We start from the raw sequence: 16,360 nt of genomic DNA on the forward strand, positions 1-16,360 counted from the left end.
TGCGTTCGATGTCGCGACATTCCACGGACCAACCAAAACCGGGTGCGCCCTTGATCGTACAAGCGTCAGGGCGTGCCGCGATCGTCTCCGAAAGAGCTTTGTCTCGGATCGCCTGATGTGACAGCCGGAAGGCGTCTGCGGTCGTTGGTACGGTCGCGACGGCCCAGACGATGCGGCCCACGATGATGAGCATGACCAGTGCACTGACGCAGCCGAGAAGCAGCGCTGCGGAGCTTCTATGCCTGGCTTCATCGGACCTTCGCATTCGAGGAGCTTACGAAGTGAAATGTCCGCGATCCACTCGATCCGGTGGTCGAGCGGAGGGGCAAAAACCGCCCCCCGTCAGGCAGACCGCCCGGTATTGCCGCATCTCGAAGGCGGCCATTCGTCAGCTATTTGATCGGGTCAATGAGGAGTCGCTTCAGTACGAGACCCTCCAGCCCTGAGCGGGCGTTCAGTGATCGACCCGACTTCATCGCCGCGATCAGTCATTTCCTTCGATCAAGCCAGTGGCTTAAGGCTGATGGAATCGGCCATGAAGGAAAGCGATGATAGACCGATGTAAAATCTCATTATCCAACGCTATAGGGTTACAGATTGGAACAACTTCAGATTTGAAGTGCTCTAATTGTGTGATAAATATCACGTTTCAAACTTGCCATGCAGATCGTATCTGGCAATGAGTACGATACTGCGCCGCTTAAGGCGCTTATCAGCGTGCCATATGCCCCATCGCGCCCCCTCCCTTGCTTTACTTCTCGCCACAACAGCTCTCTCCTGGCCCGTGGCCGCACAGCAAACGAGCGTGCAGCTCGACCAGCTCTCCGTCGAAGGCGTCGCACCGGGACCCCGGATTGGTAGTGGGGCCAATCTCAGTGGTGGGGATGGCGGCACGGCGGCGACCAGCGGCGGCGGCGGAGGCCCTTCCGGAATCACCGGCTACACCGCTCGGATCAGCCCCACGGCGACAAAGACCAACACACCGCTGCTTGAGACTCCACAGTCGGTCACGGTGCTCACCCGTGAGGCGCTCAACGACCGCAACGTCCAGACGCTCAACGAGGCCATCGGCTACGTGGCCGGAGTGTCCTCGAACGTCTTCGGTTTCGATCCGCGCTTCGATTCGTTCTTCGTGCGCGGCTTCAGCCTGACCTATGACGGCATCTTCCGGGATGGCCTGCGCCAGGTCGCATCGGGCCTGACGGTACCGCGCATCGAACCCTACGGCATCGAGGCGGCTACGATCCTGCGAGGGCCGGCTTCCGGTCTCTACGGGCTCGGCTCGCCCGGCGGCATTCTCGACGTCACCACGAAACGACCGGTCTTCGTGCCCTTCGGCGAGGTGCAGCTACAGGTCGGCAACTTCGACCGCTACCAGGGCAATTTCGACATCGGCGGCCCGGTGGAGGGCACGGGCGGCACCCTCGCGTACCGCGTCACCGGCATCAAGCGGCAGTCAGACACCTTCATCCCCGGGGGCTCGGACGACCGGAGCTACATCGCACCGTCCTTCACGTGGAAGCCATCCGCCGACACCACCTTCACGTTCCTGAGCGAGTATCAGGAGACCAAGCTTCCGGGCAGCACGACGTTCTTCAACCAGAACCTGCGCCCGACCCGGATCTACTCCGGCGACCCGGCCTTCAACGACTTCAGGCAGCAGCAGGGGCGCGTCGGCTACGCGTTCGAGCACCGCTTCGACGGGGATCTGGTCTTCCGGCAGAACTTCCGTTTCTACGATATCAGCAACGACTATCGCTACGCGTCGATCGCCGCGCTCAGCCCCGACGGCCTGAGCGCCAGCCGATCGACAGGATATTCGCGCCAGTTCCTGAGCCAGATCACGCTCGACAACCAGATCGAGGCGCATGTCACCACGGGGCCGGTCGCGCATACGCTGGTGGCGGGGCTCGACTACGCGCATTCCGACTTCAACTATCGCTTCGGTTTCGGCGCGGCCCCCGATCTCAACCTCGTCACGCGCAATTACGGCCAGCAGCCGATCCTCGCGCCGCTGCTGGGCCCGCGCACCGCGCAGAGCCAGGATCAGGTCGGGCTGTACCTGCAGGAGCAGGCCAAGTTCGACCGCTTCGTGCTGACCCTGACCGGGCGCTACGACTGGGTGTCCCAGACCACGACCGCGGCCCCCGCTGCCGCGACCCAGCAGAGCGACCAGGCCTTCACGGGCCGCGTCGGTCTCAACTATCTGCTGGCCCCCGGGCTGGTCCCCTATGCCAGCTACGCCACCACCTTCGCGCCGCAGCCGGGCGTCGATGCCGCCGGACGCGCCTTCAGACCGGCGACGGGGGACCAGATCGAGGCCGGCGTCAAATACCTGATCCCCGGCACGAACATCCAGGCAGGGTTCGCCGGCTTCGATATCGTCCAGAGCAGCGTCCTGCGCACGGATCCGAACAACGTCGCCTTCCAGGTGGCCACCGGCGCCGTCGAGTCCCGCGGCTTCGAGATGGAGGCCATCGCCAACTTCGCGCCGGGCACCAACCTCACCCTCGCCTACACCCACCTCAATCTGCGCTATCTCAGCCAGACCTCGTTCGCGGGCCAGTCCCTGGACGGCAACGCCCTCTCGGGCATTCCCGGGGACACGTTCACCGGCTTCCTGAGCTACCTGTTCCCGTCGAGTTCGGCCCTGCGCGGACTGACGCTCGGTGGCGGCATCCGCTTCAACGCCAACAGCTTCGCCAACGACGAGAACACCGTCCGCAACCCGACCGTCACGCTGTTCGATGCGCTGGTGGCCTACGACTTTGCGGCCATCGATCCGGCGTACAAAGGCTTTCGCGCCCAGATCAACGCCAACAACGTCTTCGACCGCGACTACTTCACCTGTCAGGCGGGCTTCTGCTACCGCGGCGCGCCAGCGACCGTCATCGGCAGCTTGATCTACCGATGGTAGACGGCAGAGCTGACACCGGAGCGCCCCTCTCCGCATCCGTTGAGACCCCTCGCGAGCCGAGACCGATGAAGGCACTTCCCTCGCGGCGCCGCCTGGCGGCTCTTCCCGCCGCCGCCTGGCTGCTGCTGAAGCCGAGCCTGGCCCATGCGACTGCCGACGAGCCGGCCCGGCTCACCGGCGCGGTCGCCTTCGATCTGGGCGGCAACGGCCAGCAGGTGCCGTGGCGGATCACGCTCTACGTTCCGCCCGGCGAGGTGCCTGCAGACGGCTGGCCCGTGCTGTACCTGCTGGACGGCAACGCGGTGACGGCCACGGCGATCGATATCGAACGCGTACAGGCGCCCTACCCCGACGCCACGGGTATCGCCACGCGCTTCGTCGTCGTCGGCATCGGCTATCCCGGGGACGATCCTTACGATGGCCTGCGTCGGTCCTGGGACTACACGCCACCGCCCGGACGGTCCTACCCACCGGCCCAGCTCGGCGGTCCTCCGATCCGGACGGGCGGCGCCGACGCGTTCCTGCGCTTCGTCTTGGACGATCTCCGGCCTGCGATCGCACGACGCTGCAGGGTCGATCCTTCGCGGCAAGCGGTGTTCGGACACTCGTTCGGGGGACTGTTCGTCCTCCACGCCCTCGCTCGGGCGCCCGCGGCCTTCTCGCACTGGATCGCCGCCAGCCCGTCCATCTACTGGGAAGACGCCGTGGTGCTCGAAAGCATCGCGGAGTTGGAGAAGGCCTCTCCAAACGGCGCGCGCGTGCTTCTCCTGGCCGGTGCCTACGAGGAAGCCCTCGCCCCGTTCCAACGGGTCGCCCCGGACCATGAGGCGCGCCGCGCCCGCCTCGCATCGACCCGCACCGTGGAACTGACCCGTGCGATGACGGAGCGGTTGAGCCGGATCTCGGGCGTGACAAGCACCTTCAGCCTTATCCCTGGCCGAACTCACATGACCGTCCTGCCCGAAGCACTCAACGAGGCGGTCGCCTTCTTCATGCAACGTTCGGGATAGCCTCGCCAAGTAGCTCGACGGCTTCGGCAATGCTGGGATCGTTCGTTCGGGCATACGACAGATCCGCTGCCGGCCCCTGCTCCAGCGAACGTCCGACGTCACGACGTTTCGGACTGTCGGCAATCCGGCACCAACCCAACCGATCCGGCCGTAGAGCGTCGTCCGGCAAGCTTCCGAGAAGCGGACCTCCAGAGGTCCAACACGGGGTCGCAAGTCGCTCCTCGCAGGGTCGGGACGTTCGGCTGTTGCCCCCAGGGCCGGGCCCTGTCAGGGCCATCGATCGGCATGCGCGGCCCGGCCGCCCGGAACCCGCCGTTTCAGGAGGGCGCCCGGCTCGGCCAGAGCCTACCTCGCGTGACGATCCGCGTCACGCGCCCCGGATCGGCAACCCCGTCTCGATCACCCGCGCCCAGAGCGAGGCGCCGTAGGGTGCGGCGGCGTCGTTGAAGTCGTAGTCCGGGTGGTGCAGGCCGGCGCTGTCGCCGTTGCCGAGGAAGATGTAGGCGCCGGGGCGGTGGGCGAGCATGTAGGAAAAGTCCTCGGCGGCCATCATGGGGGCCACCGCCCGGTCGATGCCGGCCTCGCCGACGAGCCCGGCCGCCACGTCGGCGATGAAGTCCGTCTCCGCCGGATGGTTCTCGGTGACGGGGTAGCCGCTGTTGAAGTCGATGGCGCCGGTGGCGCCGAAGCCCCGGGGCACGTGGGTGACGATCTCGGTGATCCGGTCCTGGATCAGGGTCCGCATCGGCTTCGAGAGGGCCCGCATGGTGCCCCGCAGGACCACGCATTGCGGCAGCACGTTGAAGGCCTCCCCCGCCTCCAGGGCGCAGACCGAGACCACCGCGCTCTCCAGGGGATCGACGGTGCGCGACACCACGGATTGGAGCGCCGTGATCACGTGGCTCGCCACCAGCACGCTGTCGATGGCGTTGTGCGGCTGGGCGGCGTGGCCGCCCCGGCCCGTGATGGTGATGGTGAAGCGGTCCGTGGAGGCCATGATCGGGCCCGGCCGGATGGCGAAGGTGCCCAGCGCCTGGCCCGGGATGTTGTGCATGCCGTAGACGGTCTCGACGCCGAAGCGCTCCATCAGCCCGTCGCGGACCATGGCCTCGCCGCCGCCGCCGCCCTCCTCCGCCGGCTGGAAGATCAGCACCGCCGTGCCGTCGAAGGCGCGGGTCTCGGCGAGGTACTTCGCCGCCCCGAGCAGCATCGCCGTGTGCCCGTCATGCCCGCAGGCATGCATCTTTCCCGGCACCGTGGAGCGGTAGGGCAGGTCGCGCGCCTCCTGGATCGGCAGGGCGTCCATGTCGGCGCGCAGGCCGATGGCGCGGTTCGAGCCGTGGGCCCGGCCGCGGATCACCCCGACGACGCCCGTTCGGCCGATGCCGGTGGCGACCGTGTCGCAGCCGAAGCCCCGCAGCTTGTCGGCGACGAAGCCGGCGGTGCGGTGGACGTCGTATTGCAGCTCGGGATGCGCGTGGAGATCCTGGCGCCAGGCGGCGATCTCGTCCGCGAAGGCGGCGATCCGGTCGAGGACGGGCATGGACAGCGACTTTCGAGAGGCGACGGCTCTCAAGGGGGGGACGCGCCGGGGTTGCGACGCCGGTCCCAGCAAACAAGAGGCCAGGGATGCGGTCAACGCGTCCCGCGCCGCGAAGGCGACGCTCCGGGGTCGCGCTCCCCCTGCCGCGGTGTCGCGCCGGGCCGGCCGTGGGGACCGCTGGCGAGGTCGTCGAGGATCGGGCAGTCGGGCCGGGCGTCGCCGCCGCAATGGGCGGCCAGATCCTCCAGGGTGCGGGCCATGCCGTCCAGGGCGTCGATCCGGCGCCGCAGGTCCGCCACGTGGTCGAGGGCGAGGCGGCGCACCTGGGCGCTCGCCCGCGCCCGGTCGTGCCAGAGGGCGAGCAGCGCCCGGATATCTTCCATGGTGAAGCCGAGGTCGCGGGCCCGGCGCACGAAGCGCAGGGCATGGAGGTCGGCCTCCGTGTAGAGGCGGTAGCCCGCGGCCGTCCGGCCGGCCGGCGCCAGCAGGCCGGTCTCCTCGTAGTAGCGGATCATCTTGGCCGAGACGCCGGTGGCGCGGGCGGCCTCCCCGATGGTCACCGCGCTCACGCCCCCGCTCCCGTCGTCGACGCCGTGCCGCCGGCCCGGCGCAGCCGCAGGGCGTTGGCGAGGACGAAGACGCTCGACAGCGCCATGGCGCCCGCCGCCAGGACCGGCGACAGCAGCGGTCCGCCGACCGCGTGGAGCAGCCCCGCCGCCACCGGAATCAGCGCGACGTTGTAGGCGAAGGCCCAGAACAGGTTCTGGCGGATGTTGCGCATCACCGCGGCCGAGAGCCGGAAAGCGCCGACGAGGCCCGAGAGGGCGCCCGACATCAGCACCACGTCGGCGGCCTCCACCGCGATGTCGGTGCCGGTGCCGAGGGCGATGCCCACATCGGCCTCGGCCAGGGCCGGCGCGTCGTTGATGCCGTCGCCCACGAAGGCCACCGCGCCGTGGCGGGCACGCAGGGCCTGCACCGCCGCGACCTTGCCGCCGGGGAGGATCTCGGCCGAGACCGACGTGATGCCGAGGGTGCGGGCCACGGCCTCGGCCACCGCGCGGCCGTCGCCGGTCACCATCGCCACCGCGAGGCCGCGGGCGCGCAAGGCCGCCACGGCCTCGGCCGCGCCGGGCTTGATCGGGTCCGCCACCGCGACCAGGGCGGCGAGGCGCCCGTCGAGGGCGATGTAGAGCGGGCTGCGGCCCTCCCGGGCGAAGCGGTCGGCCGCGTCGTCGAGGTCTACGGCCGGGATCGCAAGGCGGTCGAGGAAGCGCCGCGCGCCGACGACGACGGCGCGGCCGTCCACCGTGCCGGCGATGCCGTAGCCGGGCTCCGCCGCGAAGGCCGTGACCGTTCCGAGGGCCAGGCCCCTGTCCGCGGCCGCCGCCACGAGGCTGCGGGCGATGGGGTGCTCGGAGCGGGATTCGAGGCTCGCGGCGAGGCGCAAGGCCTCGTCCGCCGCGACGCCCGGCCCGGCGACGAGGTCCGTCAGGGTCGGGCGGCCCAGGGTGAGCGTTCCGGTCTTGTCCAGGGCGACGACCCCGACCGCGCGCAGGCGCTGGAGCGCGCCGCCGTCGCGGAAGAGCACGCCGAGCTCGGCCGCGCGGCCGGTGCCCACCATGATCGAGGTCGGGGTCGCGAGGCCCATGGCGCAGGGGCACGCGATGATGAGCACCGCGATGGCGTTGACGAGGGCGAGGCCGAGGGCGGGGCTCGGCCCGAAGGCGAGCCAGCCCGCGAAGGTCGCCGCCGCGGCGGCGATGACCGCCGGCACGAACCAGCCCGTCACCCGGTCGACCACGGCCTGGATCGGCAGCTTGGCGCCCTGCGCCGCCTCGACCATGCGGACGATCCGGGCGAGCACGGAGTCGGCCCCGACGGAGTCCACCCGCAGGTCGAAGCTGCCATGGGTGTTGAGGGTGCCGCCCACCGCGCCGTCGCCGGGCGCCTTGGCCACCGGCACCGGCTCGCCGGTGATCATGCTCTCGTCGACGTAGCTCGCCCCGGAGACCAGGACGCCGTCGGCGGCCACCCGCTCGCCCGGGCGGACCCGGACCACGTCCCCGCGCCGGAGGCTCGCCTGGGCCACCTCCGTCTCGACGCCGTCGCGGATCACCCGCGCGGTGGCGGGGCTGAGGCCGACGAGGCGGGCGATGGCCGCGCCCGTCCGCCCCCTGGCCCGCGCCTCCAGGGTCCGGCCGAGGAGAATCAGCGTGACGATCAGGGTCGCGGCCTCGAAGTAGAGGTGGGCCGTCCCCGCCGGGAGAAGCGCCGGCGCCAGGACCGCGACCAGGGAATACAGGTAGGCGGCGCCGGCCCCGAGGGCCACGAGGGCGTTCATGTCCGGGTGGCCGCGGACCAGGGCGGGCAGGCCCTGGCGGAAGAAGCGGGCTCCGGGTCCGGCGAGCACCAGGGTGGCGAGCCCGGCCTGGAGCCCGCCGGCCCAGGCGCCGAGGGCGCCGTGAACCGCGTGGCCGAAGGCCGGGACGAGGTGGCCGCCCATGTCGAGGACCACGATCGGCGCCGACAGGAGCGCCGCCGCGACGAGGTCCCGGCGCAGGGCCGCGCCCTCCTGCGCCAGACGGGTCTCCCGGGCCGCGACCGGCGCTTCGGCCGGAGCCTGCGGCTGGTAGCCCGCCTTCGCGACCGCCGCCTCCAGGTCCGCGCGCGCCACCAGCCCCTCGGGGTGGCGCACCGTGGCGCGGCCGGTGGCGAGGTTGACCGTGACCGCGGCGACGTCCGGGACGGCGACCAGCGCGCGCTCGACCCGCCCGACGCAGGCGGCGCAGGACAGTCCGGCGATCTCCAGGGTGGTGACGGCCTCCGGCACGGCGTAGCCGGCCCGCGCGACGGCCTCCACCGCCGCGGCACCGGAACCCGGCAGACGCAGTTCGGCCCGTCCGGTGGCGAGGTTGACCGAGACCTCCGAGGCTCCCGGCAGGGCGCGCAACGCCCGCTCCACCCGCCCGACGCAGGAGGCGCAGGTCAGCCCCTCCACCGGGAAGCCGAGCCGCCGGCCGGGCGTGGGAATCGTGGCGTCGAGGGTCGGGCGCTTGTCCATGTCCTCCCATGTGGGGGTTCCCATGGTGGGAAGGTCAAGGGCCGGGCGGGGGTACTGACCGGACCGGTTCCGCCCGGTCGGCGCGCCGCATCCGCGGGAGGGGGGCCAACGCATCGCGGAACGGTGCGGAACGCGATGTTCCGCTCAGCCCAGGATTCCGGCCCCTACCGCCGCCGGCCCCAGATGCCGGCGCGCTCGGAGCGGGCCTGCTCCTCGGCGGCGAGGAGGTCGGCCGGCGCGTCCTCGGCGGCGCGGGCGCCGCCGGCCGTGAGGATCAGGGCGGCGAGGTCGTCGCCATCGATCTGGCAGCGGAGCTGCTCGCCAGCCGCCTCGGCCCCGGAGGCGGGGGCGCAGGTCACCTCGCGGCGGCGCAGGTAGCGGGCGAGCTGCCGGGCGAGCGCCCCGCCCTCCCCTTCCACCCCGAGGAGGCGGACGGTGCGGCCGCGGAAGGCCAGGGTGCCGGTGTCGACCACCTCCGGTACGCCGCGGATGCCGGGCGCGGCGGCGCTGGCGGCGACCTCGCGGGCGGGCGCCGGCTCGGCCCGGGCCGGCTCGCCCCGCGCCGCCGAGGGGCGCTTGCGGCCCTTGGCCAGCTGCGCCGTCGCCCGCTGGACGAAGTCGTGGAAGATGCTCGCCGGGAGATCGCCGCCGCCGACGCGGTTCATGGAGGCATTGTCGTCGTTGCCGACCCAGACGCCCACGACGAGGTCCGGCGTCATGCCGATGAACCAGGCATCGCGATAGTCCTGGGTCGTCCCGGTCTTGCCGCCCACCGGCAGGCCGGCGACCCGGGCGGCCTTGCCGGTGCCGCCGTCGACCACGGCCTGGAGGGAGTCGAGCATCATCGCCCGGGCCTCGGTGGGGATCGCGGTGCCGCCCTTGGCGTCGGCGCGCAGGTAGAGCGGCTGCGGCTGAGCGCCCCGGATGGCGTGGACGCTGTGGGTGTCCACCGGCGCGGCCCCGGCCAGCACGCCCGCATAGGCGCGGGTCATCTCCAGCAGCGTCACCTCGGCCGAGCCGAGGGCGAGGCTCGGCACGTTGGGCAGCTCCGCGGTCACGCCCATCCGGTGGGCGGTGGCGATGACCGCCGGGATGCCGACCTCGTCGGCCAGCTGCGCCGCCACCGTGTTGATCGACTGCGCGAAGGCGCTGCGCAGGGGCATCGCGCCCTTGAACCGGCCCGTGGAATTCTGCGGTTCCCAGTCGCCGATCTGGATCGGCCGGTCGACCAGCACCGTGTCGGGGTTGAAGCCGTTCTCGTAGGCCGTGAGGTAGACGAACAGCTTAAACAGCGAGCCGGGCTGGCGCTTGGCCTGGGTGGCGCGGTTGAACTGGCTGTCCTCGTAGTCGCGCCCGCCCACCAGGGCGAGGATCGCGCCCTCCTTGTTGAGCACCACCATGGCGCCCTGGCCGGCCTTCTTCTTGGGCCCCTCGGCGTCGAGGCGGCGGGCGACGACGCCCTCCGCGAGGCTCTGCAGGTCGAGGTTGAGGGTGGTGCGCACGGTGACGTCGCCCGGCGCGTCGGCGAGCTTCTTCGACTCCGCCGAGACCATGTCCAGGAAGTAGTTGGTGCCCGGCGGCGTCTCGGGGGGCGTGCGCAGGGTGATGGTCTGGGCGCGGGCCTTGTCGGCCTCGGCGGCCGTGATCGCGCCGGTCTCCACCATGGTCTGCAGCACCACGTCGGCGCGCTCCTTAGCGCCGCCGAAGTTCCGGGTCGGGGCCAGCTGCGAGGGCGCGCGTACGAGGCCCGCCAGCATCGCGGCCTCCGGCAGGGTCAGGGCCTTGGCCCCCTTGCCGAAGTAGCGCCGGGCGGCGGCATCGACGCCGTAGGCGCCGGCCCCGAAATAGGCGGTGTTGAGGTAGCCGAGCAGGATCTCGTCCTTCGACATCGTCGCCTCGACGCGCAGGGCCAGGAACGCCTCCTGGATCTTGCGGCGCAGCGACTTCTCCTGGTTCAGGGAGACGAGCCGGGCATATTGCTGGGTGATCGTCGAGCCGCCCTCACGCACGCCGCCGCCGACGGCGTTGCGGTACAGGGCGCGCAGGAAGCCGCGCGGGTCGAGGCCCCAGTGGGAGCGGAAGCGCCGGTCCTCGATCGCGATGATCGCCTGGCCGAGATGGGCCGGCATCTCCGCCGCCGTCAGCTTCTGGCCCTGGAACGCCCCGCGGGTGGCGAAGACCCGGCCGTCATCGGCCTCGACGGTGAGCGCCCGCTGGCCCGCTTCCGGCACCACGCCGCCCAGGGGCGGCAGGGTGGCGAAGCTGTAGAGGACGAGCCCGGCCAGGGCCAGCAGCGGCAGCAGGACGACCGCCAGGGCCGCGGCGCGCCAGGGATGGCGGCGGAGCCGGGCCGGCCAGCCGGCGGCGCGGGGCGCCGGCGCGCGTGCGGGCGCGGGCGTCGGCCCCGCCGCAGGCGCGGCGGTGGACGGGGGCGGAGGTCCGGCCGGCGCGCGGGGGCGCATGCGGTCAGCCCATCCCCGCCAAGCTGGCCCCGCCGCCCGCGCCGCGCCGGCGGCCCGGCGTCCGGCACCCCGTGCCGCACCGACGGCGAGCACGCCGAGCTGGCGGCCGAGGGTCCGCGCCGCCGCCGCGGCTTCCCGCGCCGCGGCGCGGGTGTCCGCATTGTCCGGCCCGGCGGCGCTCCGGGGCTCGGGCTCAGGGGCGGGCCGGGGCGGGTCGACCCGCGCGGGGCGCGGGCGTTCCGGGTCGGGGGAGGTCATCGCGGGCCATGGTCACGGGGGGCGGGGCTCGGGCGGCGAAGCGCCCCGCGGTGTCCCGCCGGTTCTAGACCATCTCGCGCGGCCAAAGCTACGCCGTTCCGGGGCGCCCCAGGGGGCCGGGCCGGCCCGCCTCCGCGTGGCGGCCGCGCAGGCGGAAGGCCAGAAGCACCAGCAGGATTCCGAACACCATCGTGTAGCTGCCGATCCACCAGGTCAGGACCAGGGCCGACATGCCGGGATCGACCAGGAGCGCGATGCCGAACAGGATCGAGACGACGCCGCCGAGCACCAGCCACCAGCGCCCGTAATGGGCATGCAGGCGGAAGCCCGCCGCCACCATGAGGCCGCCGGTGACGAGGGCCCAGAACGCCACGAGGTAGACGAAGGCCCAGACGGCTGCCGCCGGGACGAGCACGGCCGCGACGCCGACGACGAGGTCGAGGAGCCCTTCGAGGAGGAGGAAGCCCCAGCGCTCGTGGCGCTGGGCGGCCCGCACCGAGGCGATCACGCCGACGATGCCGTCCACCAGCATGTAGGCGGCGAAGAACAGCACGAGGGAAAGGACGAAGGCGCCCGGCGCCACGAAGGCGATCAGCCCGAACAGGATCGCGACGACCCCGCGCAGGGCCATCAACCACCAATTGCGGGCCAGCACCGTGCTCATCGCGTCGAGACGGTCGAGGCCGCCCGGACCGGCGGCACCCGGTGGCGACAGGGAAGAACCGGCTGTCATACGCGCCTCCTGCAGGTTGCGGACGAACCGGGATCCGGCCCGTCAAACCCGAAAACGCGCGCCGGATTTCGGACGTTCCGTCGGGCCGCGGACGGGGCCCGCAAACGTCATGCGCACTGGGAACTATCGCCGGCGCTACTTCTTGTTGTCGCCGAGGCGGGAGTTTCGGGCGGCGCGGTTTCGATCGCGCGGCCCCTGGATGCGTTCGGACGGTTCGTCGATGCTTCAGGATCAGCAGGCTGTGGGGCGCCAGCCCGCACGGGGCGACGCGGTGGGGCCCTCCGACCCGGAAGGGGCCGATCCGCAGGAGACGGCGTCCGCGACGAGGTCCCCCGGAGAGGCGCCCCCCGGCGAGACCGAGCCGGGCGCGGAGTCCGGCTCGCCCGAGAAGTCCGGCTCGGGCGAGGAGTCCGACGCGGACAGCAAGCCGAACATCCTGCGCCGGCATCCGTTCTGGGCCCTTGGCATCACCGTGGCGGTCGTCGCCGTGGCGGCCGGCGCCTACGTCTACTGGCTGACCCGCCTGCACCCGTTCGAATCCACCGACGACGCCTTCGTCGATGCGCGGCAATTCTCCATCGCGCCCAAGGTCGCCGGTTACATCGTGGACGTGCCGGTCACCGACAACCAGCATGTCGAGACCGGGGCCGTTCTCTTCCAGATAGACCGGCGCGACTACGCGGTGGCCCTGGCGCAGGCGAAGGCGCAGGTCGCCTCGGCCGAGGCCTCGATCCGCAACTTCGAGGCGCAGATCGAGGGCCAGAAGGCGCAGGTCGCCGCCTCCCAGGCGGAGGTGACGCAGGCCGAGGCCTCGCTGAAATTCGCCCGGGAGGATGCGGCCCGCTACCGGGACCTCGCCGAGAAGGGGGCGGGCACGATCCAGCGCTCGCAATCCTCGTCCTCGACCCTCGACCAGCAGCAGGCCGCCTACGATCGCGCGCGGGCGAACGTCGTCGCGGCGCGCACCCAGGTCGGCGCGCTCAATGCGCAGAAGGCGGGGGCCGAGGCCAGCCTCGCCACCGGCAAGGCCCAGGTGGCGCAGGCCGAACTAAACCTCGGCTACACCACCGTCACGGCGGCCCAGCCGGGCCGGCTGGTACAGCTGTCGGGCGCCAAGGGCCAGTTCGCCCAGGCCGGGCAGACGCTGTCGACCTTCGTGCCCGACGACATCTGGGTGATCGCGAACTACAAGGAGACGCAGATCACCGACATGCGGCCGGGCCAGCACGCCGACATCGCGATCGATGCCTATCCCGAGCGCAAGATCACCGGCCACGTGGAGTCCGTGCAGCCCGGCTCCGGCACCGCCTTCAGCCTGCTCCCGGCCCAGAACGCCACCGGCAACTACGTGAAGGTGGTCCAGCGCATCCCGGTGAAGATCGTCGTCGACCAGTGGCCCACCGACGTCGCCATCGGCCCCGGCATGTCGATCGTGCCGCGGGTCCACGTCCGGTGAGCGGTGCGGCTTCGCAGGCGGGGGGCAAGGCGGGGGGCAAGGCGAGCGGCGCGTCGGGGGCCTCCGCCAAGGCGCCGGGCGGGCACAACCCCTGGGCGATCGCCCTCGTCGTCTCGCTGGCGACCTTCATGGAGGTGCTCGACACCACCATCGCCAACGTGGCCCTGCGCTACATCTCCGGGGGCCTGGCGGTGGGCCCCGACGAGGCCGCCTGGGTGGTGACGAGCTATCTCGTGGCCAACGCCATCGTGCTCACGGCCTCGAGCTTCCTCGCCAAGCGGTTCGGCCGCAAGGCGTTCTTCATGTGGAGCATCGCGCTCTTCACCGTGGCCTCGGTGCTGTGCGGCTTTGCCTGGAACCTCGAATCGCTCCTCGTCTTCCGCGTGCTCCAGGGCTTGGGCGGGGGCGGCATGGCGCCGCTGGCCCAGTCGATCCTCGCCGATTCGTTCCCGCCGGCGAAGCGCGGCCAGGCCTTCGCCCTCTACGGCCTCGCCGTGGTGGTGGCACCCGTGATCGGCCCGACGCTGGGCGGCTGGCTCTCCGACAACGTCTCCTGGCACTGGTGCTTCCTCATCAACGGCCCCATCGGCCTGATCGCCCTCGGGCTGATGCACGTGCTGCTGGAGGACCCGCCGGGGGCGGCGGCGGAGCGGCGTCGCCTGCGCCGCGCCGGCGTGCGCTTCGACCTCGTGGGATTCCTCCTCGTCGCCACCTTCCTGGGGTCGCTCGAGGTCGTGCTCGACGAGGGCCAGCGCAAGGACTGGTTCGGTTCGACCTTCATCATCGTGTTCGCGGCGATCTGCGTCGTCGCCTTCGTGGCGATGATCCCCTGGGAGCTGACCCGGAAGAACCCGGTCGTGGACCTCCGGCTCCTCGGCAGCCGCCAGTTCGGCGCGTGCTTCCTGGTGATGATGGCCACCGGCGCGATCCTGATCGCGACGACGCAGTTCGTGCCGCAGCTGGTGCAGGAATATTACGGCTACACCGCCACCCTCGCGGGCCTCGTCCTGGCGCCCGGCGGCCTCGTCACGGTGTTCATGATGCTGGTGATCGGCCGGATCTCGGGCAAGGTGCAGCCGAAATACCTCATCGCCCTGGGCGCCGCGATCGTCTCCGCGGCGATGTACGACCTCACGCGCCTCTACGGCGACACCAGCTTCTGGTTCTTCGCCTGGTCGCGCATCTATATCGGCATCGGCCTGCCGATGATCTTCATCTCGATCACCGCCGCCTCCTACGAGGGGATCGACAAGGGGCAGACCGACCAGGCTTCGGCGCTGATCAACGTCGCCCGCAACGTCGGCGGCTCGATGGGCGTGAGCCTCGCCCAGAACGTGCTCGCCTACCGGCAGCAATTCCACCAGAGCCGGCTCGGGGAGAGCATCTCCGGCGCCAACCCGAACTACCAGGAGACCCTGCGGGCGGCGACGCAGTACTTCCAGGCCCATGGGGCGTCCGGCGTCGAGGCGCAGAACCAGGCCATCGCCTGGATCGGCCAGCAGCTCCAGACCCAGGTGGCGTACTGGGGCTACATCGACGTGTTCTGGTCGCTCTGCCTCGTTTCGGGGGCGGCGGTGCCGCTCGCGATGATCCTCAGCAAGGTCAAGCTCGGCGGGCGCGCGCCGGCCGGGCACTGAGTCAGTCGGCCGGCGTGGTCGCCTCGGTGACGTGGACGCGCGCGGCCGGCGCCGGGGTGGGGGCCGCGTCGGTCTCGATCTCCATGAGGGTGACCTCGGATTTCAGCTCGGGTCCCGCCAGGGCGGCCACGCCCTCGTAGCGGTCGAGGCGACGGTCGATCATGCCGCCGATCTTCTCGCGCACCTCGGCGACCGTGAGGCTGCGGCGGCCCTTGCCGGCCTTCTCGGTGAACAGGCTCCGGTTCGCCTTTGCCGCGGCCTTGAAGACCTGCTTGGCGACCTGGCCCGGCTTCTCGGCGGTGAGTTCGAGGAAGCGGCCGGCGCTGGCGGTGCCGAGGAAATGCGCGAAGTAGAGCTCGGCGGTGGAGAGGTCGCGGCCGATGCGCTGCTCGATCCGGCCCTTGTCGCGATTGATGAGCTCGCCCGCCATCAGGGCGGCGACGTAGGGGTCCTGGCGCAGGCGCAGCACGCGGGTCCGCACCGCCTCGTCGGCGATCGTGATGGCACTGCCGCGCCCCTTCACCGCCGCCGCCTCGTCGGCGAGGCCGTGGCGGGCGCCGTAGGTGCGGATGAGTTCGAGCCAGGTGCCCGACAGGAACTGGAACAGGCCCTCGGCGGAGGAGGTCGAGGCCTTCACCGTGGTCGAGAAGCTCGATTCCTTGTCGGCCAGCGCCATCATGTAGGCGGGATCGACCCCGGTTTCGGTGGCGGCCCGCAGGATGGTGTCGACGATCTCGCGCGGCACGGCCATGTCACCGAAGCGCAGGCGCTCGGCGCCGGCGGCGTCGCGGCTCGGGGCGAGGGCCGCGAGGTCGCTCTCGATCAGCGACAGCGTCGCGGGTTCCTGCTCGAGCACCGGAACCCCGGCCCAGTCGGCCGCGTTGGGGGCTTCAGGTGCGGGCGCGGACTGCTCCCGGATGAGGGTCTGCGCCGTCAGGGCGCGCTCGTCGATCCGGTCATGGGCCGCCGCGGCGGGGGCCAGGGCGTTCTGCGGCAGGGCGCCGCCCAGCAGCGCGCCTGTGACGAGCGTCGCGAGGGTCCGGCGGCGGAGAGTGGCGAAGGTCCGGCGCGTCCTGCGCTCGGTCCGCGGCAGCCACGCCACGGTCAGATCTGCGTTGAAGGTCTCGTTGGGCACGAGACGGCTCACGTCGTCGGCGCAGAGCGCCGGCTCCGGGAAAACCCCCATCATTGGTCCTTGTTCGTACCGCTGCCTTCGTCGGGCGCGGCTTCGTTGTCGTTCAGCGAGGGGACGTCTCGCCGGCTGCTGTGACCAGAATGGG

Annotated in this window: 10 protein-coding genes; 4 read left to right on the plus strand and 6 right to left on the minus strand. The window is 71.5% G+C overall.

Translation table 11 applies throughout. The features are described from left to right. Positions 1–724 precede the first annotated feature (724 nt). Together ASF20_RS03705 and ASF20_RS03710 are read left to right on the plus strand one after the other, a co-directional pair. Complete coding sequence (locus ASF20_RS03705) at positions 725–2,917, plus strand: TonB-dependent siderophore receptor (RefSeq protein ID WP_056270936.1); 2,193 nt, start codon at positions 725–727, stop codon at positions 2,915–2,917. Between the two features lie 65 nt (positions 2,918–2,982). Continuing rightward, positions 2,983–3,927 carry an alpha/beta hydrolase-fold protein gene (locus ASF20_RS03710; RefSeq protein WP_082501151.1) on the plus strand — a complete coding sequence of 315 codons (945 nt, stop codon included), beginning with the start codon at positions 2,983–2,985 and terminating at the stop codon, positions 3,925–3,927. Between the two features lie 367 nt (positions 3,928–4,294). Here ASF20_RS03710 and ASF20_RS03715 read toward each other — a convergent pair whose 3' ends face one another. The 5 genes from ASF20_RS03715 to ASF20_RS03735 form a co-directional block, all read right to left on the minus strand. Next, positions 4,295–5,470: a M20 aminoacylase family protein gene (locus ASF20_RS03715; protein ID WP_056270939.1), complete on the minus strand. Its 1,176-nt coding sequence runs from the start codon at positions 5,468–5,470 to the stop codon at positions 4,295–4,297. Between the two features lie 92 nt (positions 5,471–5,562). Then, positions 5,563–6,039 (minus strand): Cu(I)-responsive transcriptional regulator, encoded by a 477-nt coding sequence (cueR, locus tag ASF20_RS03720; protein WP_082487633.1) that lies wholly within the window; start codon positions 6,037–6,039, stop codon positions 5,563–5,565. After that, entirely contained in the window at positions 6,036–8,534 is a 2,499-nt protein-coding gene (locus ASF20_RS03725) for a heavy metal translocating P-type ATPase (protein ID WP_056270942.1), read from the minus strand. The genes cueR and ASF20_RS03725 overlap by 4 nt, the downstream gene beginning before the upstream one ends. Positions 8,535–8,698: 164 nt before the next feature. After that, complete coding sequence (locus tag ASF20_RS03730; RefSeq protein WP_056270945.1) at positions 8,699–11,254, minus strand: PBP1A family penicillin-binding protein; 2,556 nt, start codon at positions 11,252–11,254, stop codon at positions 8,699–8,701. 88 nt (positions 11,255–11,342) lie between these two features. Then, on the minus strand, positions 11,343–11,987 hold the full coding sequence (locus ASF20_RS03735; RefSeq protein ID WP_056270948.1) for an HdeD family acid-resistance protein: 645 nt from the start codon (positions 11,985–11,987) through the stop codon (positions 11,343–11,345). 220 nt (positions 11,988–12,207) lie between these two features. Here ASF20_RS03735 and ASF20_RS03740 point away from each other — a divergent pair, with 220 nt between their 5' ends. Together ASF20_RS03740 and ASF20_RS03745 are read left to right on the plus strand one after the other, a co-directional pair. Beyond that, positions 12,208–13,443: an HlyD family secretion protein gene (locus tag ASF20_RS03740; protein WP_082501152.1), complete on the plus strand. Its 1,236-nt coding sequence runs from the start codon at positions 12,208–12,210 to the stop codon at positions 13,441–13,443. Positions 13,444–13,541: 98 nt separating this feature from the next. Continuing rightward, positions 13,542–15,080, plus strand: coding sequence for a DHA2 family efflux MFS transporter permease subunit (locus ASF20_RS03745; protein ID WP_244476318.1), 1,539 nt, complete (start codon positions 13,542–13,544; stop codon positions 15,078–15,080). 1 nt (position 15,081) lies between these two features. On the opposite strand, the gene ASF20_RS03750 is transcribed toward ASF20_RS03745, so the two are convergent. Further along, entirely contained in the window at positions 15,082–16,269 is a 1,188-nt protein-coding gene (locus ASF20_RS03750) for a transglycosylase SLT domain-containing protein (protein WP_082501153.1), read from the minus strand. Positions 16,270–16,360 lie beyond the last annotated feature (91 nt).

The organism is Methylobacterium sp. Leaf88, assembly GCF_001422795.1.
GTDB lineage: Bacteria > Pseudomonadota > Alphaproteobacteria > Rhizobiales > Beijerinckiaceae > Methylobacterium.

What these genes read in the sequence shown, in the direction of transcription:
- ASF20_RS03730 (WP_056270945.1), bottom strand. Translation starts at nt 11,254, where the DNA reads ATGACCTCCCCCGACCCGGAACGCCCGCGCCCCGCGCGGGTCGACCCG.
- ASF20_RS03710 (WP_082501151.1), top strand. Translation starts at nt 2,983, where the DNA reads ATGAAGGCACTTCCCTCGCGGCGCCGCCTGGCGGCTCTTCCCGCCGCC.
- ASF20_RS03750 (WP_082501153.1), bottom strand. Translation starts at nt 16,269, where the DNA reads ATGATGGGGGTTTTCCCGGAGCCGGCGCTCTGCGCCGACGACGTGAGC.
- ASF20_RS03725 (WP_056270942.1), bottom strand. Translation starts at nt 8,534, where the DNA reads ATGGACAAGCGCCCGACCCTCGACGCCACGATTCCCACGCCCGGCCGG.
- ASF20_RS03705 (WP_056270936.1), top strand. Translation starts at nt 725, where the DNA reads ATGCCCCATCGCGCCCCCTCCCTTGCTTTACTTCTCGCCACAACAGCT.
- ASF20_RS03715 (WP_056270939.1), bottom strand. Translation starts at nt 5,470, where the DNA reads ATGCCCGTCCTCGACCGGATCGCCGCCTTCGCGGACGAGATCGCCGCC.
- ASF20_RS03735 (WP_056270948.1), bottom strand. Translation starts at nt 11,987, where the DNA reads ATGACAGCCGGTTCTTCCCTGTCGCCACCGGGTGCCGCCGGTCCGGGC.
- ASF20_RS03740 (WP_082501152.1), top strand. Translation starts at nt 12,208, where the DNA reads ATGCTTCAGGATCAGCAGGCTGTGGGGCGCCAGCCCGCACGGGGCGAC.